Origin of the sequence: Emcibacter sp. SYSU 3D8, assembly GCF_039655875.1 — a bacterium.
Lineage (GTDB): Bacteria > Pseudomonadota > Alphaproteobacteria > SMXS01 > SMXS01 > RI-34.
The window spans coordinates 169,662-190,934 of record NZ_JBBYXK010000005.1; the positions used below are offsets into that span (position 1 = coordinate 169,662).

Sequence of the window (21,273 nt, forward strand, 5' to 3'; positions counted from 1 at the left end):
ATCATCCGCCTCGGGGCGGGCCGGTTTACCGGTCCGCCCCGTTGCTTTTGCGGGTAGCGCCCCGGGACCGCTGCCGGGCCGGCCATCAAAAATCACGCTTGAATGTATTTGATTAGTATGATGTTCTTCCAGCGAACGAAGCACTGAGTTGGGGAGGACAGGTGCGGATCGACACCATCGATGGTTGCTCGCACCGAAATACCGCGCACGGCATCCCCCCGCATAACCGCCACACCAAGAAACAGGCACTGAATCCAGCGACTGCCTGACCAAAGTGTCCGTTGGAAATCCAGCGGACAAGGGGCAACACCACAAGGGGAGAAAACAACCAGTGAGTAAGCTTTTTAATACCTGGACCGGCCGTCATGGCCGCGCCTTGACGGGCGTTGCGGGCATAATTGCTCTTGCAGCGATCCATCCTGCAGCCGCCCAGGACGGCGCGGCGCCGTTGCCGCCGACGGGTCAGACCCAGCAGCAGCCTGTGTCGCAGCCGCGCAGCCAGTCGATCGACACGGTGATGGTGAGCGCCCGAAAGACCGAGGAGCGCGCCATTGATACGCCGGTCGCCCTGTCGGTGCTGACCGAAGAGCAGATGCAGCGCTATAACACCACCGACGTGACCCAGCTCAGTTCGCAGCTGCCCGGCGTCGAGGTGAACAAGGCCTCGGGCGGCGGCGCCGGCGGCAACTTCATCATCCGCGGCGTGGGCCGTCTGGCGACCGATTACGGCGCCGACCAGCCGGTGGCCTTCGTGCTGGACGGCTTCTCGTTTACCCGCGGCCACATGTCGAGCGTCGGTTTCTTCGACGTGGCGAACGTCCAGGTGCTGAAGGGTCCGCAGACCCTGTTTTTCGGCAAGAACAGCCCGGCGGGCGTGATCGCGGTCACCAGCGTTTCGCCCGGCGACACCTATGAAGGCTTCGCCAAGGTCAGCTACGAGTTCCGCTCCGAAGACCCGAGCGTTGAATTCGGCGTGTCGATCCCGGTGAATGACAAGCTCGCGATCCGTGTCGCAGGCCGCGGTCAGTTCATGCAGGGCGGCTATTACAAGAATACGGCGTCAGACCTGGTTGGCCTGCCGCGCGACCTGAGCCCGTTCGAGACGACCGCGCTCTATCCCACCAATCCCAACCAGTTCACCGAAACCCCGAAAACCAAGCAGTTCGTGGGCCGTATCACCGCGGTGTTCACGCCGAACGACAATTTCGACGCGACGTTGAAAGTGTTCGCAGCGGACCAGCGAGACAATGACGCCGGTGGCGCCGCTGTCATCGCCTGTGCCGACGGCGTGGGCGGCAGCCCCTACCAGAACACGGGCTTCTTCGGCCTGGTCCAGGATCCGACGCAGACCTGTGACGGCAAGATTCATTGGCGCCGTCACAGCACCCAGCCGCCCGAGGCGTGGTTCGACAGCAATCCTACCCTGGATAACAACGACACCCACTACTTCAACCATTTCCGCAATTTCCTGACCACGCTGGAGATGAACTGGAGGATCACCGACGAGCTGACGTTGACGTCCGTGTCGGGCTACTGGGACTACAAGCAGCGCGAGCTGACCCAGTACGACTACACCTATGGCGTCGTGGCCTCGAAGCAGGGCGAAGGCGGCCACAGCTTCACCACCGAGCTGCGCCTGCGGTCCGACTATGACGGTCCGGTCAACTTCATGATCGGCGGCTTCTACGAGGACATGTTCCGCGACCTGGATGCCCCGGTGCAGATCTTCCCGCTCGGCCCGGCCCCGGACAGCAATTTCTATCCGGATTTCTACAACGGCAGCTTCCTCACCTATCACCAGCATTGGGACAACAACATCACCAGCTGGTCGATATTCGGCGAAATGCGCTGGGACATCACCGACACCCTCGAGCTGTCGGGCGGTGTGCGCTATACCGAGGACAACCGCAACGCCCACGGCGAGCAGCTGTTCAACCGGCTGGACGATTTCCTGTCGGCCGCGCCCGAGACGGCCAATCCGTTCGCTCACTCAGGCACGGCTTACGACCTGACCCGCAGCTTCCACAACACCTCGCCGCAGGCGACGTTGAGCTGGAAGCCGGTTGACGACCTGATGCTCTATGCCTCGTACAAGACCGGTTACCAGGCGGCGGGCATCTCCAACCCCGGCACCATCGGCAACTTCTATTCGCAGAACCCCGACGGCTCGATCCGTTATGACGGTGACGGCAAACCGATCCGGGCGACCAGCGCCGAGGTCAACCCGATCCTGACCTTTGACGGCTCGACCGTTAAAGGCTTCGAGATCGGCGCCAAGGGGTCGTTCTTTGACGGCATGATGACCGCCGACGTCGCGCTCTACACCATGAAGTACAGCTCGCTGCAGGTGGCCGTGTTCAACCCGGTGACCACCAACTTCACCGTCCAGAACGCCGCCGGCGCCCGGAATTCGGGCATCGAAGGCAACATGTACATGCAGGCTACCGATAACCTGCTGCTGCGTCTTTCGGCCCAGTACAACCGCCTGAAATACACCAGCTTCCCGGCAGCCCAGTGCTATGCCGGCCAGAACACGCCTTCGGCATCGAACTATGTGCCCGCATTGGCGGCATTGTGCATGCCCACCGGTACCGGCGGCTTCGCCCAGGACCTGTCGGGTGAGCGTTATGGCGGCGGTCCGTTCCAGGTCAATGCCGGCTTCACCTACGACGTCGACCTGTCCAACGACTGGGGCCTGTCCCTTTCGGCGGATGTGAACTTCCGCAACAAGGGCTTCGAGACCATCCGCCAGCCCGGAACAGGGGTGCCCGCGCGTACGCTGATCAATGCGTCGGTCCGTGTCTATCAGACGACCGGTCCGTGGGAGTTCTCGCTGGTCTGCGCCAATTGCGGCAATGACCATTATGTCTACAGCATCCAGGACAAGCCGCTGGGCGCGACCGGTGACCTGACCGGCCAGCTTGGCATGCCGCGCCTGATCACCATCCAGTCGACCTATCGCTGGTAAACGAACTCCAGCAACGCCGACGATCGCGGGGCGGACCGGTAACGGTCCGCCCCGTTTTCTTTGCGCAGCCCTGCCCGCACGGCATTGCCACTTGATCGGCATGCCGCCCATGGTCAGAGTGCGCCCGTCCCGCCACTTCGTCCGGTGCCGCAATGCTGTCCTACCGCCACGGATTTCACGCCGGCAACCACGCTGACGTCCTCAAGCACGGAATATGCGCGTTCATTGCCCGCTACCTGCTGCGCAAGGACACACCGGTCCTGTTCCTCGACACCCATGCGGGCGCCGGACGCTACGATCTGCAGGCGCCAGAGGCTGAAAAGACCGGGGAATTCAGGGCTGGTATCGGCCGTCTGATGCCGGAAGCCGCCGACGCGCCGGAATTGCTGACCGATTATCTGGCCCAGGTGCGATCGCTCAATGCGGACGACAGCCTGCGCATTTACCCCGGCTCGCCATCCTTGATCATGGCGCTGATGCGGCCTCAGGACCGTGCGCTGTTCTATGAACTACATCCGTCGGACGAAGCCAGACTCTCCCAGTTTGTCTCCGGCCGAAGGCGGGTCCGCGTGGAAAAGGCGGACGGCCTTCGCAACCTGATCGCCCACATGCCGCCACCCGAGCGGCGGGCGCTGTGCCTGATCGACCCCAGCTACGAGATCAAGACCGACTACGCGCTGGTTGCCACGGCCGTCTCCCAGGCATGGAAAAAATTCCCCGGCGGCACATATGTCTGGTGGTATCCCGTCATCGACAGGACACGTGTGCGTGCCATGGAGGTCGCCATGCGCGCAGCTGGGCTTCGCAAGACTTACAGGGTGGAATTCTGCATGGAACCAGATACGGCCGAACGCGGCATGACAGGGTCCGGCCTGTTTATCGTGAACCCTCCCTACACGCTGCCCGCCGCGGTGGATGCGGCCCTGCCCTGGCTGGTGGAAAAGCTTGGCGCACAGGGTCCGACACAAGCCGGCTGGCTGTTTCCCGAATAGGCGGACGATGAACATCAGAGCGGAAACCAGCGCGGACCACGGCAGCATCAGGACGCTTAACCGGATCGCCTTCGGCGGTGAATATGAAGCTGCCCTGATCGAGCGCCTGCGGGCGGAGGAGTTGATCCGCGCATCACTGGTCGCCATCGATGACGAGCAGCTGATCGGACATATCCTGTTCAGCGCCATTTCGGTCATCGTGGACGGCTGGGGCGTGCGCGCTGCCGCACTCGCGCCCATGGCCGTCACGCCAAAACGCCAACGGCAGGGTGTCGGCTCGGCTCTGGTACGCACGGGCCTCGATCAACTGGCGGCGCAGGGTTTCGAGGCCGTGATCGTCCTGGGGCATCCGGCATATTATCCACGTTTCGGGTTCTCGCCGGCGACGGTAAACAAGCTGGAGGCGCCGTATTCAGGCGAGGCCTTCATGGCCCTGGAACTGACGGCCGACGCATTGGCCGGCATGTCCGGAACGGTGACCTATCCGGACGCCTTCGATCCGGATTGAACCCGGACAGGAACCGCCCTTTCCGGCATGCGTTCGTGTCGGGCAACAACGTACAGGGCGCGGGCAGTCGCATGCGATTTCTTCTCAGACATTCAACCACTTACAGCTACGCCAACCCGGTGAAACTGGGGCGGCACCGGCTGATGCTGCGGCCGCGTGACAGCCACGAGATGAAGCTGCACGAAGCCACGCTGGCCATTTCGCCGCACCCCAGCAACATTGTCTGGCAGTACGATGTGTTCGGCAACAGCATCGCCTTCGTGGACTTCGACTGCCAGGCGACCGAACTGGTGATCGACAGCACGCTGGACGTGGAACGTTTTGCCTTCGTCCAGCCTGAAGCCCTGCTGACGGATCACGCACGGAACCTGCCGCTCGCCTATTCCGCCGACGAGATTCGGGATCTGGCGGGTCTGCAGGAGCGTCACGTGCCCGATCCCGGGCATGCCATCGATTTGTGGGCAAAGGGCTTTCTTGCAGTCCCCGACGGCGGTGCAGGCGTCAAGGAAACGCTGCCGCTGATCCGGGAAATCGCATCGGCGATCAAAAGCAACTTCGCCTACAGTCCGCGTGACATTTACGGCACGCTGTCGCCGCTGGAGACGCTGCAGACAGGATCTGGCACGTGCCGGGATTTCGCCTACTTCATGATGGAGGCCATGCGAAGCCTCGGAATCGCGGCCAGGTTCGTCAGCGGATATATCTATGACGCGGCGCAGGACCCCGGTTCGAATGCGGCCGGCGTGATCGGCGGCGGCGCAACCCACGCCTGGGTGCAGATCTATCTGCCAGGCGCCGGCTGGACCCATGTGGACCCGACCAACGCCCTGACAACCGACATCGAGTTGATCCCCGTCGCCATCGTGCGCGACCCGCACCAGGCATCGCCCATCTCAGGCACTATCGAGGCCGCGCCCGGCGATGCCCTGGGCATGAACGTGAATATCTCCATTACCAATCACATCTGATTACCCCACCTCGCGGACCAGCTATATCCGGGATTTGCACGCTGGTACGCCGCGGCTGTAGCCGGCTACCGGCGCCTTCTGCCGGCAGTCATCTTTTTGAAAAATCAGGAACATTCCCCTTCGATCCCCGTTGTTCGAAGATATCCGCATTCATGGTGCGGATGCGATTCACTACGGAAAGGAATGTCAGATGGACACGACGACCCACACCAAACTGATCGCCTCCGACCGGGTCGAGGGCACCAAGGTATACAACCCGCAGGGCGAGAAGATCGGATCGATCGAGAACGTCATGATCGACAAGCTGAGCGGCAAGGTCGCCTACGCGGACATGTCATTCGGCGGCTTTCTCGGCATGGGCGACAAGCATCACCCGCTGCCCTGGAGCGTCCTGAAATACAACACCGACATGGACGGCTATGTGGTGAATATCGACAAGGAAAAGCTGAAGAACGCGCCCACCTTCGAGGCCAACGACAAACCGCAATGGGAAGACGAAGGCTGGGGCAAGCTGGTTCACAGCTATTATAACGCCACGCCTTACTGGATGTAGGCCAGACAGGGCCATGGCCGCCGCGCCATGGCCCGCCCTACACAGGCGGCGGCAGATCGTAGCCGCGGTAAAGCTGGCTCTTCAGATATTCCTGGATCGCGTAGCGCGTCAACACGCCCACCACGGCCGCCATCGGCACTGCCAGGAGCAGGCCGACGAATCCGAACAGGGCGCCGCCGGCCAGCAGCGCAAAGATCACCGCCACCGGATGCAGGTCCACCTTTTCGCCCACCAGCATGGGCGTCAGCCAATTGCCTTCCAGCGCCTGGCCGACCAGAAATACGCCCGCAACAAGGGCGACGCGCCAGGGTTCATCGAACTCGATGGCCGCCATCCCCACCGCCAGGATCAGTCCGCCGATCGCACCGACAAACGGCACGAACGACAGGAAACCGGCAAAAATCCCGATGAACAGTCCTACCTTCAGTCCGATCAAGCTGAGCGTTACCGCGTAAAACGCCGCCAGCAATACGCATACAAGGGCGACACCCCGCACCCAGGCGGCAAGGATATCGTCGATCTGACCGGCGAGGCTGCGAACCACATTGACCTGATTGCGCGGGATCCAGGAATCCAGCCGGGCAATAAAGCTGTCCCAGTCACGCAACATGAAGAACGCGACCACCGGGGTCAGAAAGATCAGTGACAGGACATTGAGCAGGGCCAGCCCGCTCGAGAGCAGGCCGGTCAGCATTCCCCCGATCCACGACCCAAAACCACCGAAGGAACTGGCCAGACCGTCGCGTATCTGATCGGCGGTCGCGGGATCAACGACCTGGTTGAACCGGTCGAGCAGCACACGGACCTTTCCCCGGCCGACCTCGAGCAACGTCGGCAAGGTGTCGACAAAGTCGCCAAGCTGATGAACGGCGAGCGGCAGCAGGAAAGCGAACGCCGCCACGACCAGCAGGGCGAAGGCCACCGTCAGGACCGATGTGGCCCAGACCCGCGACATGCCCCAGCGCTGCAGCCGGTCGCAGATCGGATCGAGAAAATAGGCTACGGCAAGGCCCGCGAGGAATGGCAGCAGAATTGACCGGAGCAGCCAGACGACGCCAAGAAAACCGACGAAGCCGATGATCCAGAAGGCAAGGCTGCGCCGCCGCGATATCGTCACGTCCATTCCTCCACTCGCCACGTGGATGCAAGGTAACGGAGACCTTGGCGGTCGGCCACGCAAATCCCGATACTATGCGCTACGGCGCCGGACAAAAAATTCCCCCTCGCCGCAAAGAGAGGGGGAACCGGTAACCTCGAATGGAGGGCGCCGGAGCGCCCCGCCATATCCTTACGAAGCGATCTGCCAATAGGTGGCAAGCTTCTCATAGGCGGCGTCGCCCTTGACCGCCTTGAACGCTGCCGTGGCCTCGGCCTTCTTGCCAGCCGCAAGAAGTGCCTGTCCCAGGTGCAACTGGGCGGCGGCCACATTCTTCAGGCCACCCTTCTTGAGGCCCGACTGATAGGCCGCGATCGCCTTGTCGTACTGACCGTAACTGGCATAGGAATCGGCAAGCGCGATGTCCTTCGCGCCGGTCGTCGCCGCAGCGGCTTCCTTGACCAGACCAGCAGTCTCCGACTTATCGGTCTTGACCGCATCCTCGACCGTCTTCCTCAGACGCTCGTGGCGGCCAGCATCGCTGCCGGTGCCGAGGATCTTCTTGTCGTAACCCTGCTTCATCGCAGCCTGGGCATCGCCAGGAACGCCAAGGAGAACCGCAACCTGCGCCATCTCCATGTAGTCCTCGGACGTGCTCAGCGTGCCGATGTGCTCCATGAGGCGGAAGCTCTCGAGATTGATCGCGTCCGAACGATTGGCATCGCGGAACGTGTTGATCAGATCACGCCAGTAATCCTTGTTGCTCGGAGCAACCCGGACCAGCTGCTCAAGCGCATCGCGCATGGTATCCTTGTCCTGCGCCTTGTGGGCACAGCTGAGCTGAATCTGAAGCCATTCCTCTTTGACCGGCCGGCCCGCAGACCGGGCGGTGTTCACCAGCTTCTTCACAGTGTCCTTGGCGGCGCTGCACTGGTTCATCAGGTACTGGCTTTGCGCAACCAGCACCATCATGTCGGTGTCGCCGGGATTCTGGCCCAGATACTGCTGAGCGGCGTTAACCGCAGCATTGTAGTTCTTCAGGCTGTAGTAGATCTGGATCAGGTTCTTGCGCAGGGTCGAGACCTCGTCCGGGGCCGCGATACCGCTGTCGATGGTCGACTGGATCGCCTTTGCAGCCTTGTCGTATTGCTTCAGGCCCACATAAGCGTTGGTTTCGAACTGGCTGATCACGTAGTTTTCGTAGGGTGTCCGCTTCGGAACAGCCTTTGCTTCGGCCAGTTTCGCCAGAGCCTTGTTATAGTCCTTTGCATTGATAGCCTCCTGGGCTTCCTGCAGCGGACGACCAACCTTCTCGCTGACTTTCTGCTGCTTGGCAGCGTAAGCCGCGCCGGTGTCCACGACGCTGGTTGCCAGGACCGGACCGGCCAAGGCGACCATCACGAGGGCGACGAGTTGTTTCCCGTTCATGTGAGCCTTCCATTTTATCAAAGTTCTACGCGTATCCCGCGCAATACACACTCTAGGTTCCGGTAATTGAACCTGGAATGAATGCGTTAGCCGCCGATCGAACTGTCGTTGATCAAGCCCATCTTCTTCAGACCGAGACGCTGGGTAGCGGACATCACCTTGGCGACATACTCGTATTTCACGAGTTTGTGGGGCCGGATGTGAATTTCCGGCTGCTTCGGCTGTGCGGCGACGGTGTTCAGGTAGCCGTTAAGCTGCCCCATGCTGGAAACGACATTGCCGTTCCACAACACGGTACCGTCAAAGTCGACCTGCAATTCCACCACTTCCGGCGGCTCGGGCGGCGTCGACGGCTTGTTCACCGGCATATCGAGCTTCACGGCGTGCGTCTGGATCGGGATCGTAACGATCAGCATGATCAGCAGCACGAGCATGACGTCGATAAGCGGTGTGGTGTTCATTTCCACCATGACGTCCGCTTCGTCGCCCGAAGCGTTACCTACGTTCATAGCCATTGGCTATAACTCCTTGACAGACGGTTCAGACCAAGCCGGGACGCAGAGGCTCGGTGATGAAGCCGACCTTGACGATACCCACGCGCTGACATGCCACGACAACACGACCCACGAACTCATAGCGGGCCGCCTTGTCGCCACGGATGTGGACTTCCGGCTGAGGGTCAAGCACCGCCACTTGGGAGAGCTTGTCCATCAGTTCGGCTTGGCCGGCAACCTGTACTGCATTCCAGTACACGTTGCCGTCAGCGTCGATGGCGATGACGATGTTTTCCGGCTTCGTCACCGTCGCAATGTTACTCGCCTTGGGTAGCTCCACCTTCACCGTCGTGATCACCACTGGAATAGTGATGAGGAAGATGATCAGCAGCACCAGCATCACGTCCACGAGTGGAGTCGTGTTGATGGTCGAAATTACAGCTTCGTCTTCCTGTGCTCCGACGGACATTGCCATTTTAGTGGCTCCGGGCAGTCGCGGACCGGCTCTGCACCAGGTACGACCCGTAATCGATCACGAAGTTGCGAACGATCTCGGTGGCGGCCTTGTTGCGGCGAACCAGCCAGTTGTAGGCCAGCACGGCCGGCACGGCGACGGCAAGACCGATGGCGGTCATGATCAGTGCTTCACCAACCGGACCCGCGACCTTGTCGATCGAGGCCTGACCGGCAACGCCGATGGCGATCAGAGCGTGATAGATACCCCAAACCGTACCGAACAGACCGACGAACGGTGCGGTCGAGCCGACGGTGGCGAGGAACGCGAGGCCGCCCTGCAGACGCATCTGGATGGCTTCGGATTCACGCTGCAGATTGTTGGCAATCCACTCCGGCGCGTCGATCTGATCGGTCAGACGGCCTTCGTGATGCTGGGCGGCGCCCAGACCCTTTTCGATCAGGCTGCGGAACTGGTTGCCGCGGTCCAGCTTGTCGAGGCCTTCCTGCAGGCTCGGCGCCTTCCAGAAATCACGGTCGACCTGCTTGGCCTGGCTGAACAGCTTGGCCTGGTCCCACACCTTGGTGAACATGATGTACCAGGTGCCCATGGACATGATGACCAGGATGATCAGCGTGCCCTTCGAGATAAGGTCGCCCTGCTCCCAAAGAGCCTTGAGGCCGTAGGGGTTCTCGACTTCGGCCATTCCGGTGTCTTCGATCGGCGCGGCTTCCATCGGCGCGGCCGGCTCGGCAGTGGCCGCCGGATCGGTCATGACGGGAGCTTCATCGGCCGGAGCCTCGGCGGCCGGGGCTTCGGCGTCCTGAGCCAGCGCGATGCCAGAGGCAACCGGGGCGACAACCAGGGCCAGAGCGAGGGCAACCGGCGCGAAGGCGCGGATGCCCCAGTGACGGGTGGACAGGCGGTTCATTGTGGTATCTCCGTTTTGAATTCTTGACGTGAAGCCGGTTGCGCCGGCGCAGGTTGATTAAGAGGCGTGGAAAGCACTCCGGGTTAGCGGCGTGCCTTCTTCAGCTCGAACACGACACGGAACTGGTGCCATACCGCAACAGGCTTGCCGTCTTTCGTTCCAGGTATAAATCTCCAGGCCTTGCGGGCTTCTGTCATCGCAGCCTTGTCGAGACGATCAGAACCACTGCTTTCGACGACGGAGATGCTGTCTGCATCGACGCGGCCATTCGGCATGACCATAAACTTCAGGATGACGGCGCCTTCTTCACCCAAGCGAACCGACGTGGACGGATATTCGGGCTGCGTGATCGGACGACGCGGGTCCTGACGCGGCTCGGTCGGCTTCGCGACGGGCGGCGGCGGCGGCGGCGGGGCTTTCTTCACCTCGTTGGTAACATTCTGAATCGCCCGGGTTGCAGGTGCCGAGTCAAAGGCGACCATGGGCATGTCGACAAAGGCGGGCGGCGGCGGCTTGAAGTCCGGTGGCGGCGGCGGCGGTGGTGAGTCGTCCTTGACGGCCTCGTCGATGATCTCTGTCTCCATTGGCCCGGTCAGCAACTCTACCATTGTGCTGCTGAGCCCGGACATGAGCGCATAGAAGATGCCGACATGGATCAGGATGACAAAGCCGAAACCAAGCGCGCGGCCGGAAATCACGGATTGGGTATTGTTCATGGTTCCTCGACGCTGTGTACTTTGATCTTCCCCGCAGCGCCTTTCGGTTCGGCGCCGACCACCCTCCCCGGGTGGCGGACCCCGTGCGCTACGGCATGGGACCCTTGGCGCATATCAATACGGCCCTTGGCATGAACTGACAATGGCCCAAAGATTAACTTTTATTCATTTTTCAACCGAGCGCTTGAAAAGGAAGCTCAATGGCGGCTTTCGGCGAGGCTTGGCGACGAACTGGATTACGGCGGTAAGCCCTGGCAGGTTGTCGTGCAATTTCAGGAAGGCCCCGTGCAATTTAGCGACTGCCGCGACGAGGCTGAGTCCCAGTCCCGATCCCGGGCTTTTCCGTGCCGCGTCAAGCCGGACAAAGCGATGGATCACCCGCTCGCGCGCCTCGGCGGGAATGCCCGGGCCTCGGTCGCTGACCTCGATCAGCGGCCCCAGCGGCCCCAAGGACGCCCGCAGCTCGATAGCCGTTCCCAGCGGCGAATATTTGATGGCGTTGTCGATAAGGTTGGCGATCGCCTGGGCCAGCAGTTCCGGATGGGCGCGGACCTGGATCGGCTCTGCCGCATGGACATTGAGTTGCAGACCCGCCTCCTCGGCGACCGGGACATAAAGGTCACCGACGTCCGAAATCAGCGTCGACAGGTCCATGTCGGCCATCTGGTCGCCGCTGACGCCGGCCTCGGCACGGGCGATCTCGAGCAGCGAGTTCAGGATGTGCAGCATGGAATCCACTTCGCTGGCGGCATCGCGCATGGCCGTGCGAAGTTCCTGCTCGCCACCCTTGCCGCCTGACGCCATCTCGAGCCGCGCGCCAAGACGGGTGAGCGAGCTGCGGAAATCGTGGGCGATGCTGTCCGTGACGGCGCGCATGGTGGTCATGCTGTCTTCGATGCGCGACAACATGGCGTTGAGCGAGGCGGACACCACGCTGAACTCGACCGGGAGATAGCTCACCTTGACGCGCCGGGACATGTCGCCCCCGAGAATATCCTCAGCGGTCTCGACGATGCTGCTCATGTGCCGGCGCAGGAAGTGCGAGACCCTGAAGCCGGCAATGACATTGAGCAGCATGGCAATGAAGAAGCCCAACGCTGCCGCCTTTGCGACCAGTCCGATCGGCATGCCCCATTCCTCGCGGGGAATGGCTACAAGCAGCCGGTAGCGTCCGGGCAGTTCGGTCGCACTCGCGCCCATCACCTCAGGCTCGGCGAATGTCGACCGGCTCAGCGGCACGACTTCCCATGCAAAACTGGACGAGGACTTGGCCGGCCACGCCGTCAGATTGCCGGCAACGCGGTAGCGGTATCCATCCTCGAACAGATACAGCATGCGGCCACTCTCCGAGTTGGTCAGGCTGTCACGGATCCGTTCCTCGACGGCGGCTGCCCCATCGTCCTCGTAAACCGACTTCAGCGCCCGCAGCTCATCGCTCACCTCCTTTTCGATCTTCTGCTCGTGCAGTGTCGAGAGATCGAAATAGAGCACGCCGAAAGGCACAAGCGTCGCCACGATGGAAAGTGGGATCAGCGTGCGCGCGATCTGAAGGGTTGCGCTCTGGGGCCGGATCGGCAAGCGCTCAGCCCTCCGCCGCGAGACGGTAACCGGCGCCCCTGATGGTATGGATCAGCGACCCCTGGAATCCCTTGTCGACGCGCTGGCGCAGCCGGCTGATATGCACGTCGATGACGTTGGTTTGCGGGTCGAAATGGTAGTCCCACACCGCTTCCAGCAACATGGTCCGGGTAACCAGCTGGCCCTGGTGCCGCATCAGATATTCGAGCAGGGCGAATTCGCGCGGTTGCATGTCGATGATCTTGCCGGCCCGCGTCACCTTGCGGGCGATCAGGTCCATCTCGAGGTCGGCGCAGCGCAGCTTGGTCTCGGCTTCGGGGCCCGCGCTGCGCCGGCGCAGCAGAACCTCGATGCGCGCCAGCAGTTCGGACACGGCGAACGGCTTGACCATGTAGTCGTCGCCGCCCGCCTTCAGGCCCTTGACCCGCTCGTCCAGGGTGCTGAGCGCCGACAGCAGGAGCACGGGGGTCTCGATTCGGGCGGCGCGCAGGGCCTTGAGTACGGAAAGGCCGTCCAGCCCCGGCAGCATCCGGTCCAGCACCACCAGTTCGTACGCCCCGTCACTGGCAAGGTAAAGCGCCTCGCGCCCATCTTCGGCCACGTCGACCGTATAGCCCTGTTCCCTGAGGCTCTGCACCAGGTAGCTGGACGTGATGGTGTCGTCTTCAACGACTAGCAGTTTGCGGCTCACCCGATCTCCCCCGAACAGAACCGGTATCGGAAAGAATGTTACAATGGCCGGCCGCCGCGCGCGAGGACATGCCTTGCGGTCTGCCGCACCTGGTTCTATGTGTGGGCGCAGCTGGCTGCATGCCAAGCGGAATCTCCGCCGGCAGTCGCTTCAGGGAGTACGACCGTGACCAAAGCCCGACTCGCGGGCGGCATCTGGACGGGGGTCTTTGTCCGGCACTGCGGCCGGGCGAAGGCCTTGCTGGTGGCGTTACCGCTGCTGATGCTCTCTGTGGCGGTGGATCATGGCTTTGCCGGCGCCACTGCCTCGACTGATTCTGGCAAGTCAAATAGCCACGCCGCGGATGTCGCCGGCACCCAGGGGACGGCGCAGCCGCCAGGGCGCGCCGCCGCCGTCATTGCCGATCCTGCGCGTCCGACGCCCAAATTGTCGGGCGGCGGACTGCCCGGCGCGCACGGCATTGTGCGGACGGTCTCTTTCGATCCCCTGCGCGGTCCGGTGATACCAATATTGGGCAACAAGCAGCAGATGGCGCCATTGCGTGCGCCGGTCGCTGCCCGTCCAAGGGCGCCGCCATCCCTGGCGGCCTAGCCCAACCGCGCCTTGCGGCGCGGCCGAACTATATCCAGAGAATTCGATGAAGACGCCCGCCCAAGCGGCATGGCTTCGGACTCCAGCCCAAAAGGCGACCCCATGCAGATCCCAAAGTGGCAGATTTACCTGTACAGCTTCATCGTCCTTGTCGGGGTGATACTGGCGCTGCCCAACGTCTTTACCTCGGCACAGCTCGATCGCATGCCGAACTGGCTGCCGAAGAAGCAGGTCACCCTGGGCCTCGATCTTCGCGGCGGCTCGCACCTGGTGCTCGAAGTGGACTCGAAGGCGCTGATGAAGGAGCGCCTGCAATCCATGGCGGACGACATCGCCACCAAGGTGCGCCAGGACAAGATTTCCAGCGTGCGCGCCGCACCGGTCGGCGATTCGGTCCTCGTGACGTTCCGCGACCCGAGCCGCGCCGACCAGCTGCGTGAGCTCATCCGCGATGTCACCCAGGCACCGGCCACGGCCATGGGGCCGAGCCAGCCGGACGTGGATATTGAATCCGGCGGCGCCACCCAGCTTCGCGTGACGTTCACCGAAGCCGGCACGACCCGGCGGATCACGGCAGCCGTAGACCAGAGCCTCGAAGTCGTGCGCAAGCGCATCGACGGCGCCGGCGTGGCCGAGCCGACCATCCAGCGAATCGGCAGCGACCGGATCCTGGTCCAGCTTCCCGGCGTGCAGGATCCCGGCCGCATCACCAAGCTGCTGGGCGGTACGGCCAAGATGACATTCCATCTGGTCACCACGCCGGTCATGGCCGGAGAAACACCGCCGCACGGCGTGTTCGTGCTGCCCGACGTGGAAACCGGCGAACAGCTGGCGCTGATCGAGCGGCCGATCGTCACCGGCGATCACCTCGAGAATTCGGATGTCAGCTTCTCGCAATACACCAGCGAGCCGCAGGTGGGCTTCAAGTTCGACAGCACGGGCGCACAGCAGTTCGGCCGTGCCACCCGTGAGCACGCAGGCGAGAGAATGGCCATTGTACTGGATGGCAAGGTGCTGAGCGCGCCGCGCATCAACGAACCCATCCTTGGCGGTGCCGGCGTCATCACCGGGAATTTCACGACCACGGAGGCCAAGGACCTCTCGACCATGCTGAAGGCCGGCGCCCTGCCCGCGCCGCTGACCGTGATCGAGGAACGCACCGTGGGTGCGGATCTTGGCGCCGATTCCATCAAGATGGGCGCGTGGACCGGCTTCATCGGCTTCGTGCTGGTGTTCGTCCTGATCCTGTTGCTCTACGGCACCTGGGGCGCCATCGCCAGCGTGGCGCTGCTCATTCACACCATTCTGACCCTGACGGTGCTGACCCTTCTGGGCGCGACGCTTACCCTCCCGGGCATCGCCGGTATCGTGCTGGGCATCGGCCTGGCGGTGGACGCCAACGTGCTGATCAACGAACGCATCCGCGAGGAGAGCCGACGCGGGCTGGGAGCCTTCGCCGCATTGGAATACGGTTTCAAGAAGGCGTTCTCGACCATCATCGACTCCAACATGACGACGCTGTTCGCCGTGATCCTGCTGTTCGCGGTAGGCACCGGTCCGATACGCGGCTTCGCCATCACCATGGGCCTGGGCATTGTCATCTCACTGTTCACCGCGCTGACCATGGTGCGGGTCATGATGATCTGGTGGATCAAGGTGCGGAAGCTCAAGGTCCTGAAGATGGACCCGCCGTTCCAGATCGTTCCCACAGGCACGAACATCAGGTTCATGCGCGCCCGCTTCCTGGGCATCGCGGTATCGGCAATCCTGTCCACGGCCTCGGTCGTGCTGTTCATCGTGCCGGGACTTAACTACGGCATCGATTTCAAGGGCGGCATCCAGATGGAGGTCGAACCGGCTGAAGGGAAGGCAGACCTCGGCGCAATGCGAGACAAGCTGGGCAGCCTTGGCCTGGGAGACATCTCGTTGCAGGGCGCCGACAACAACACCAGGGTCCTGATCAGGATCGAAATTCAGCCTGGTGGAGATGGGGCCCAGCGGGTCGCGGTCGAGAAAGCGCGCGCCGCCATCAACGAGGCGGCGCCCGGCAGCCAGATTTCGCGCACCGAGGTGGTGGGGCCGAAAATCAGCGGCGAGTTGGCAACCACCGGCATCTACGCGGTACTGGGCGCGAGCATCATCATGCTGCTCTACATCTGGTTCCGCTTCGAATGGTACTTCGCCATCGGCGCCATCGTAACCATGATGCTCGACATCACGAAGGTGGTTGGCTTCTTTGCGATCACCCAGCTGGATTTCAATCTCAGCGCCGTAGCCGCATTGCTGACACTGGTCGGCTATACCGTGAACGACAAGGTCGTCGTGTACGACCGAATGCGCGAGAACATGCGTCTGTTCCAGAAAATGGACCTGCGTGACATCATCGACAAAAGTATCAATGAGACGCTGACACGCAGCGTCTATACGTCGGCGACCACGCTGCTGGCCATGCTGCCCATGGCGATCTGGGGCGGATCTGCAGTGGAGAGCTTTGCCGTGCCGATGATTTTCGGCATCGTCATCGCGGCCTCGTCCTCGATCTTCATTGCGGCGCCGATCCTGCTGTTCCTGGGCGACTGGCGCATCCGGCGCCAGGCCAAGGAGGCGCTGAACGACGATGAAAACGCGAATGTGGGCGGTGTCGATCCGGCGCGGATGCCCTGATGAGCATGATGCTGCTGGCAGCGGATGGCCGGACCTATATCGAGGCCCTGCTGCTGGGCCTGATCGAGGGCCTGACCGAATTCCTGCCTGTGTCGTCGACCGGCCACATCCTGCTGGCCGGTCACTTCATGGGGTTCGAGTCAACCGGCAAGACCTTCGAGGTAGTAATCCAGCTGGGCGCGATCCTTGCCCTGTTGCTGGTCTATGCCCAGCGCCTGCTGGGCGTGGCCGTGGCCGCGCCTGGCGACCCGAAGGCCCGGCGCTTCATCGCCAGCATCCTGATCGCGTTCCTGCCGGCGGCAGTGATCGGCGCACTGGGCCACGATTACATCAAGGATGTGCTGTTCGAGAGCCCCGGCCTGATCTGCGCCACGCTGATCGGCGGCGGATTCATTCTGCTGGTGGTGGACCGGTTGAAGCTGCCGGTGCGGCATGCCGATGCCATGGCCTATCCGATCCCGATGGCGTTCGGTATCGGTCTTTGCCAGTGCCTCGCCATGGTGCCCGGCGTTTCCCGCTCGGGCGCCACCATCGTCGGCGCGCTGCTGATGGGCGCCGACAAGCGCTCGGCCGCCGAGTTCTCGTTCTTCCTCGCCATGCCGACCATGGTGGGCGCCGTGGTTTACGACGTCTACAAGAACCGCGACGTGCTCGACTTCAGCGACACGGCGCTGATCGCCGTTGGATTCGTCACGGCATTCATCACTGCGTTACTGGTGGTGCGGGCGTTGCTCGAATTCGTCAGCCGACGTGGATTTGCAGTGTTCGGCTGGTGGCGTATCGCCGTCGGCGTCGCGGGGCTTGCCGGGCTATCGCTGCTCGGATGAGCGCCTAGGCGCCTTCCTTCCGCGCGGCCTCGGGCGCCGGCCGGGAGGTGTCGAGGGCGGGCGCCGGTTTCATGCTGATCGTGGCTTCATCGTCGTCTTCCACAAGACCCTTGCGAAAGCTCTTGATTCCCTTTGCCACGTCGCCCATCAGTTCAGAGAACTTGCCCTTGCCAAAGATGAGCAGCAGGAGCGCGACGAGCAGGAGAATTTTCCAGGCCATGCGTAACCTCCGAAGCAACCTAACAGCAGGTTGAAGGCCCCCTCATAGACCTTCCCGGCCAGCGGTTCAAGAGAGGTGCCAAGCGGGTTCCAGCAGCGGCCGGTTACCGGTACCATGCGGTCATGCGAACCCTGCCCGCCCTGATCGGAGTCCTGCTGATGCTGTCGATGGTTCAGGCGCATGCCGCGGATGACGCGCTTCCCGAAGGCTTCGTTCGCGCCGACCAGACAGTGCCCGGACTGGTGCTCGACCTGCGCTATGCCGGCGCGGACAATTTCGTTGGCCAGCGGATCGACGGATACGAGGCTGTCCATGTCGTACTGACGGCACAGGCTGCCGAGGCACTGGGCAAGGTGCAGGCCGACCTGCTGCCCTTCGGCCTGGGATTGAAGGTCTTCGACGCCTACCGACCTGCCAGGGCCGTTGCGCATTTCGTCCGCTGGTCGTCCATGCCGGACGATCCGGCCACAAAGCGCGCCTATTACCCCGATATCGACAAGCAGAAGCTGTTCGAGGAAGGCTATGTGGCGACCCGCTCGAGCCATAGCCGCGGCAGCACGCTGGACCTGACGCTGGTCAGCATCGACAGGGACGGCGCGGCACGTGAGCTGGACATGGGCACGCCGTTCGACTTCTTCGGCCCGGAATCATGGCCTGACTATGCGGCACTCACCGGCGAGCAACGCTCGAACCGTCTGCTGCTCAAACTGGTGATGGAGCGTCACGGCTTCAAACCGTTCGACAAGGAATGGTGGCACTTCACGCTCGGGAACGAGCCGTTCCCCGAAACCTATTTCGACTTTCCGATCCGGTAGTGCAGGCGGCGTCCCTATACCTTAGGGATTGCGGCTCCGGGCGGTCAGGCTGACGCACTCGGCCGGGTGGCAAAAGTCTTGCGCCAGCGAACGACATTGGGGAATTCGTCGGCATCCTTCAGGCCCACATAATCCCCGAAATCGAGGATCGCATAGAGCGTGCAATCGGCAACCGAGGGCCTGTCGCCGGCCACGAAGGGCTTGCCCCCGATTTCCCGGTCCATGACGCCAAGGTTCTTGCGGTAGCAGTTGACCGCCATCTTGGCGGCATCAGGCGATTGCGGCCCCTTGTCGGCGAAGAACGGCGAGACATGGTGAACATAGTTGGCCAGCTCGACCATCAGGCCGAATTCCGCGAGCCGGTCCAGTTCGCGGATGCGGGCTCTCTCCAGCGCCGTGCTGCCAAGCATCGGCGGCTCCGGGTACAATTCCTCGAGATATTCGATGATGACGAGAGATTCGCGGATCACCGTGCCGTCGTCCAACTCCAGGAAGGGCACCACGGCGAGCGGATTCTTGGCCAGCATTTCGGGCGTGCGGAGCTGGTGGTTCATGACGTCCACCTGCACCAATTCGAGCGCTATCCCCTTCTCGGCCGCATATATGCGGACCTTCTGCGGATTGGGCGCGGCGAAATTATACAGCTTCATGTGGTCTCCCCTTCCCTTGTCCCGCAGGGAAACACGGATCGACCGCGCGGGGCAACGGTCCGCGCGGCGTCATCGAGGAGCAACCTGATCAGATGCTGGTGCCGGCTCGTTCGGCGGATTTGGCCCGCGCGGCATCCTTGTCCGTGAAATACAGCGCATTGATTTCAATGAAATCCTTTGCTGCCGGCGGAATCTCGTGATCGGCGAAAATCGCGCCCACGGGACACGCGGAAACGCAGACGCCACAATCGATGCACTGCTCCGGCTCGATATAGACCATGCGGTCCTCATCTTCCTGGTAGATGCAGTCTACCGGACAGACCTCGATGCAGGACATGTCCTTCACGTCGATGCAGGCGTTGCTGATTACGTAAGTCATTGTTCTCCCGAGCCTCAAGCTTGCTTGGCCGACCCGGCACGGTCGGCTCGCTATTTCATCTTCCCGCGACCTTATTGTAACACCTAGGCGGCAAAGCCCCAGACCCGAAATTCGCCCGGTGGCGGCACGCTGAGGCGGTTGCTTCCCCGTACGACGCGGTGTCGTTCCGACGCGCGCATTACGCTCGCGGGACCCGGTCAAGTCAAGCATGACTTTATCCGGCGTTGCTATGGGGCTGGGCAAGATGTAACGTGCGCTTGGGGAAAAGTCAGACATGAACGGGGATTGCAGATGAATACGGAACCCTTTGCGGCGGTATTCGCGCGCGCGCTTGGCGCCGATGCCGGGGATTTGACGGAAAAGGCAGCGGACGGCGACTTCCAGGATATCTTTCCCCTGATGCCGGTGGGTGAACGAGTCGACATGGGCTCGGCGCCCGATGGCACCCCGCTGATCGATCCCCGCATTTTCTTCTCGGCAGAGTTCCGCCGCAACCCGTGGCCCTATTACCGGCTGATGCGCGATCATTATCCGGTCTACTTCAACCAGCTGAACAACACCTATTACGTCACCCGGTACGACGACATGACCGAGTGCTATTTCGACGACATCGGTTTCAACACGATACCGAAGGGATCGTCGAACGGCGTGCTGGGCAACGTCACCCATGAACTGAGCGGCGTCGAACATCGCCGCCGGCGCAACCTGTTCGGCCAGCATCTTGTCGGCAAGGCGCTGGAGAACCGCGTGCCCGCGATCGAGCGCCTGGCGCAGGAGATGATCGACGACTGGGCCAGCGTGGATGCGCCGTGGTGCATTACCAACGGCAACGTCCGGACCATCGAACTGGGCCAGGCCTTCGCCGATGCGTTCCCCGTCCGGGTCGTCTGCGACGTGCTGGGCTTTCCCAAGGAAGCACGCGGCAACTTCGTCTACTGGTACAATTCCATCATGGGCGGTCTCGGCGCCTCGGAAACCCACAAGCAGGGCATGGAAGCGCGCCAGCACCTCGAGGATTACGTCGAATCCATCGTCGAGGAACGGCGCGCGCGTCCCACCTTCCTCTACGACAATGACGGCAACAAGCTCGGCAAGGACATCATCTCGAAGCTGTGTGAAAGCCAGGTGGACGGCGACTTCCTGTCGACCGAGGAAATCACCGCGCTGATCGCGCTGGTGGTCGCCGGCGGCGGCGAGACCACCCGCGGCACGCTGATGAACATGTGGTACAGCCTGCTGCAGAAGACGGATCAGGCCGAAGCGGCGCTGGCTGATGAATCCCTGTGGGATGCCGTATTCCATGAGACGCTGCGCCACTCGAACCCGATCGGCGGCCAGCCGCGCCACGCCACGTTCGATGTGCAGATCCACGGCATGACGGTGCCGGCGGGCTCGCTGATCGAGATGGTCAACTTCTCCGGCAGCCATGACGAGCGGATCTTCGCCGATCCGGACAATTTCAACATCTTCCGGGCCGACCTCTACACCGGAAAACTGCTGCGCAGCGGCTTCCGCAAGGAGGGCAAGTGCAGCCATATGGCGTTTGGCGTCGGCCCGCATATGTGCCCGGGCGCATGGATTTCGCACCAGGAAGCGGTGGTGGGCTCGAAGATCCTGTCTCGGACCATGAAAAACCCCCGGATCAACCGCGACCGCATGCCCAAGGACATCGACGGCGTCAGCCTGGCGCCGATCGGCATCAACAAGACCCGCGAGCTTTGGCTCGACTACGATCTGACCTGAGGCAAGC

General features: G+C 62.4%; 21 protein-coding genes. 10 read left to right on the plus strand and 11 right to left on the minus strand.

The features are described from left to right. Nucleotides 1–331 precede the first annotated feature (331 nt). The 5 genes from WJU21_RS16805 (at nt 332) to WJU21_RS16825 (ending at nt 5,989) form a co-directional block, all read left to right on the plus strand. Nucleotides 332–2,968: a TonB-dependent receptor gene (locus WJU21_RS16805; protein WP_346324619.1), complete on the plus strand. Its 2,637-nt coding sequence runs from the start codon at nt 332–334 to the stop codon at nt 2,966–2,968. A 152-nt stretch (nt 2,969–3,120) separates the two neighbouring features. Beyond that, the gene (gene rlmJ / locus WJU21_RS16810) at nt 3,121–3,960 is read left to right on the plus strand and encodes a 23S rRNA (adenine(2030)-N(6))-methyltransferase RlmJ (protein WP_346324620.1); all 840 of its coding nucleotides are present in this window, start codon (nt 3,121–3,123) and stop codon (nt 3,958–3,960) included. Nucleotides 3,961–3,967: 7 nt separating this feature from the next. Beyond that, nucleotides 3,968–4,468: an N-acetyltransferase gene (locus WJU21_RS16815; protein ID WP_346324621.1), complete on the plus strand. Its 501-nt coding sequence runs from the start codon at nt 3,968–3,970 to the stop codon at nt 4,466–4,468. 71 nt (nt 4,469–4,539) lie between these two features. Further along, nucleotides 4,540–5,436: a transglutaminase family protein gene (locus tag WJU21_RS16820; protein WP_346324622.1), complete on the plus strand. Its 897-nt coding sequence runs from the start codon at nt 4,540–4,542 to the stop codon at nt 5,434–5,436. Between the two features lie 190 nt (nt 5,437–5,626). Next, nucleotides 5,627–5,989, plus strand: a complete 363-nt coding sequence (locus WJU21_RS16825) for a PRC-barrel domain-containing protein (RefSeq protein WP_346324623.1) — start codon at nt 5,627–5,629, stop codon at nt 5,987–5,989. Between the two features lie 37 nt (nt 5,990–6,026). Here the strand turns inward: WJU21_RS16825 and WJU21_RS16830 are convergent, their stop codons facing one another. The 8 genes from WJU21_RS16830 to WJU21_RS16865 all read right to left on the minus strand — a co-directional run bounded on the left by WJU21_RS16830 (nt 6,027) and on the right by WJU21_RS16865 (nt 13,377). Further along, on the minus strand, nt 6,027–7,106 hold the full coding sequence (locus WJU21_RS16830; RefSeq protein ID WP_346324624.1) for an AI-2E family transporter: 1,080 nt from the start codon (nt 7,104–7,106) through the stop codon (nt 6,027–6,029). A 171-nt stretch (nt 7,107–7,277) separates the two neighbouring features. Further along, the gene (locus tag WJU21_RS16835) at nt 7,278–8,513 is read right to left on the minus strand and encodes a tetratricopeptide repeat protein (RefSeq protein ID WP_346324625.1); all 1,236 of its coding nucleotides are present in this window, start codon (nt 8,511–8,513) and stop codon (nt 7,278–7,280) included. Between the two features lie 86 nt (nt 8,514–8,599). After that, the gene (locus tag WJU21_RS16840) at nt 8,600–9,028 is read right to left on the minus strand and encodes a biopolymer transporter ExbD (protein ID WP_346324626.1); all 429 of its coding nucleotides are present in this window, start codon (nt 9,026–9,028) and stop codon (nt 8,600–8,602) included. Nucleotides 9,029–9,053: 25 nt separating this feature from the next. After that, on the minus strand, nt 9,054–9,482 hold the full coding sequence (locus tag WJU21_RS16845; protein ID WP_346324627.1) for a biopolymer transporter ExbD: 429 nt from the start codon (nt 9,480–9,482) through the stop codon (nt 9,054–9,056). A 1-nt stretch (nt 9,483) separates the two neighbouring features. Then, on the minus strand, nt 9,484–10,392 hold the full coding sequence (locus tag WJU21_RS16850; protein WP_346324628.1) for a MotA/TolQ/ExbB proton channel family protein: 909 nt from the start codon (nt 10,390–10,392) through the stop codon (nt 9,484–9,486). A gap of 83 nt (nt 10,393–10,475) precedes the next feature. Beyond that, complete coding sequence (locus tag WJU21_RS16855) at nt 10,476–11,108, minus strand: energy transducer TonB (RefSeq protein ID WP_346324629.1); 633 nt, start codon at nt 11,106–11,108, stop codon at nt 10,476–10,478. Between the two features lie 165 nt (nt 11,109–11,273). Continuing rightward, the gene (locus WJU21_RS16860) at nt 11,274–12,686 is read right to left on the minus strand and encodes a HAMP domain-containing sensor histidine kinase (protein ID WP_346324630.1); all 1,413 of its coding nucleotides are present in this window, start codon (nt 12,684–12,686) and stop codon (nt 11,274–11,276) included. 4 nt (nt 12,687–12,690) lie between these two features. Further along, nucleotides 12,691–13,377, minus strand: a complete 687-nt coding sequence (locus WJU21_RS16865; protein ID WP_346324631.1) for a response regulator transcription factor — start codon at nt 13,375–13,377, stop codon at nt 12,691–12,693. 165 nt (nt 13,378–13,542) lie between these two features. On the opposite strand from WJU21_RS16865, the gene WJU21_RS16870 reads away from it, so the two are divergent. The 3 genes from WJU21_RS16870 to WJU21_RS16880 all read left to right on the plus strand — a co-directional run bounded on the left by WJU21_RS16870 (nt 13,543) and on the right by WJU21_RS16880 (nt 17,459). Next, nucleotides 13,543–13,968, plus strand: coding sequence for a hypothetical protein (locus WJU21_RS16870; protein ID WP_346324632.1), 426 nt, complete (start codon nt 13,543–13,545; stop codon nt 13,966–13,968). A gap of 102 nt (nt 13,969–14,070) precedes the next feature. After that, on the plus strand, nt 14,071–16,632 hold the full coding sequence (secD, locus tag WJU21_RS16875) for a protein translocase subunit SecD (RefSeq protein WP_346324633.1): 2,562 nt from the start codon (nt 14,071–14,073) through the stop codon (nt 16,630–16,632). Between the two features lie 8 nt (nt 16,633–16,640). Then, nucleotides 16,641–17,459, plus strand: coding sequence for an undecaprenyl-diphosphate phosphatase (locus WJU21_RS16880; protein WP_346324733.1), 819 nt, complete (start codon nt 16,641–16,643; stop codon nt 17,457–17,459). Between the two features lie 4 nt (nt 17,460–17,463). Here the strand turns inward: WJU21_RS16880 and WJU21_RS16885 are convergent, their stop codons facing one another. After that, the gene (locus WJU21_RS16885; RefSeq protein ID WP_346324634.1) at nt 17,464–17,679 is read right to left on the minus strand and encodes a twin-arginine translocase TatA/TatE family subunit; all 216 of its coding nucleotides are present in this window, start codon (nt 17,677–17,679) and stop codon (nt 17,464–17,466) included. Nucleotides 17,680–17,801: 122 nt separating this feature from the next. Between WJU21_RS16885 and WJU21_RS16890 the strand changes: the two genes are divergently transcribed. Continuing rightward, nucleotides 17,802–18,494, plus strand: coding sequence for a M15 family metallopeptidase (locus WJU21_RS16890; protein WP_346324635.1), 693 nt, complete (start codon nt 17,802–17,804; stop codon nt 18,492–18,494). A 44-nt stretch (nt 18,495–18,538) separates the two neighbouring features. On the opposite strand, the gene WJU21_RS16895 is transcribed toward WJU21_RS16890, so the two are convergent. Together WJU21_RS16895 and WJU21_RS16900 are read right to left on the minus strand one after the other, a co-directional pair. Then, complete coding sequence (locus WJU21_RS16895; protein WP_346324636.1) at nt 18,539–19,144, minus strand: glutathione S-transferase family protein; 606 nt, start codon at nt 19,142–19,144, stop codon at nt 18,539–18,541. Between the two features lie 88 nt (nt 19,145–19,232). Further along, the gene (locus WJU21_RS16900) at nt 19,233–19,523 is read right to left on the minus strand and encodes a 4Fe-4S dicluster domain-containing protein (protein ID WP_346324637.1); all 291 of its coding nucleotides are present in this window, start codon (nt 19,521–19,523) and stop codon (nt 19,233–19,235) included. Between the two features lie 291 nt (nt 19,524–19,814). Between WJU21_RS16900 and WJU21_RS16905 the strand changes: the two genes are divergently transcribed. Then, nucleotides 19,815–21,266, plus strand: coding sequence for a cytochrome P450 (locus WJU21_RS16905; RefSeq protein ID WP_346324638.1), 1,452 nt, complete (start codon nt 19,815–19,817; stop codon nt 21,264–21,266). The last annotated feature ends 7 nt before the right edge of the window (nt 21,267–21,273 follow it).

Excerpts from the sequence above, each read along its gene's own strand:
- rlmJ (WP_346324620.1), top strand. The coding sequence starts at position 3,121 with ATGCTGTCCTACCGCCACGGATTTCACGCCGGCAACCACGCTGACGTC.
- WJU21_RS16815 (WP_346324621.1), top strand. The coding sequence starts at position 3,968 with ATGAACATCAGAGCGGAAACCAGCGCGGACCACGGCAGCATCAGGACG.
- WJU21_RS16820 (WP_346324622.1), top strand. The coding sequence starts at position 4,540 with ATGCGATTTCTTCTCAGACATTCAACCACTTACAGCTACGCCAACCCG.
- WJU21_RS16825 (WP_346324623.1), top strand. The coding sequence starts at position 5,627 with ATGGACACGACGACCCACACCAAACTGATCGCCTCCGACCGGGTCGAG.
- WJU21_RS16835 (WP_346324625.1), bottom strand. The coding sequence starts at position 8,513 with ATGAACGGGAAACAACTCGTCGCCCTCGTGATGGTCGCCTTGGCCGGT.
- WJU21_RS16840 (WP_346324626.1), bottom strand. The coding sequence starts at position 9,028 with ATGGCTATGAACGTAGGTAACGCTTCGGGCGACGAAGCGGACGTCATG.
- WJU21_RS16845 (WP_346324627.1), bottom strand. The coding sequence starts at position 9,482 with ATGGCAATGTCCGTCGGAGCACAGGAAGACGAAGCTGTAATTTCGACC.
- WJU21_RS16850 (WP_346324628.1), bottom strand. The coding sequence starts at position 10,392 with ATGAACCGCCTGTCCACCCGTCACTGGGGCATCCGCGCCTTCGCGCCG.
- WJU21_RS16855 (WP_346324629.1), bottom strand. The coding sequence starts at position 11,108 with ATGAACAATACCCAATCCGTGATTTCCGGCCGCGCGCTTGGTTTCGGC.
- secD (WP_346324633.1), top strand. The coding sequence starts at position 14,071 with ATGCAGATCCCAAAGTGGCAGATTTACCTGTACAGCTTCATCGTCCTT.
- WJU21_RS16880 (WP_346324733.1), top strand. The coding sequence starts at position 16,641 with ATGCTGCTGGCAGCGGATGGCCGGACCTATATCGAGGCCCTGCTGCTG.
- WJU21_RS16885 (WP_346324634.1), bottom strand. The coding sequence starts at position 17,679 with ATGGCCTGGAAAATTCTCCTGCTCGTCGCGCTCCTGCTGCTCATCTTT.
- WJU21_RS16890 (WP_346324635.1), top strand. The coding sequence starts at position 17,802 with ATGCGAACCCTGCCCGCCCTGATCGGAGTCCTGCTGATGCTGTCGATG.
- WJU21_RS16895 (WP_346324636.1), bottom strand. The coding sequence starts at position 19,144 with ATGAAGCTGTATAATTTCGCCGCGCCCAATCCGCAGAAGGTCCGCATA.
- WJU21_RS16900 (WP_346324637.1), bottom strand. The coding sequence starts at position 19,523 with ATGACTTACGTAATCAGCAACGCCTGCATCGACGTGAAGGACATGTCC.
- WJU21_RS16905 (WP_346324638.1), top strand. The coding sequence starts at position 19,815 with ATGAATACGGAACCCTTTGCGGCGGTATTCGCGCGCGCGCTTGGCGCC.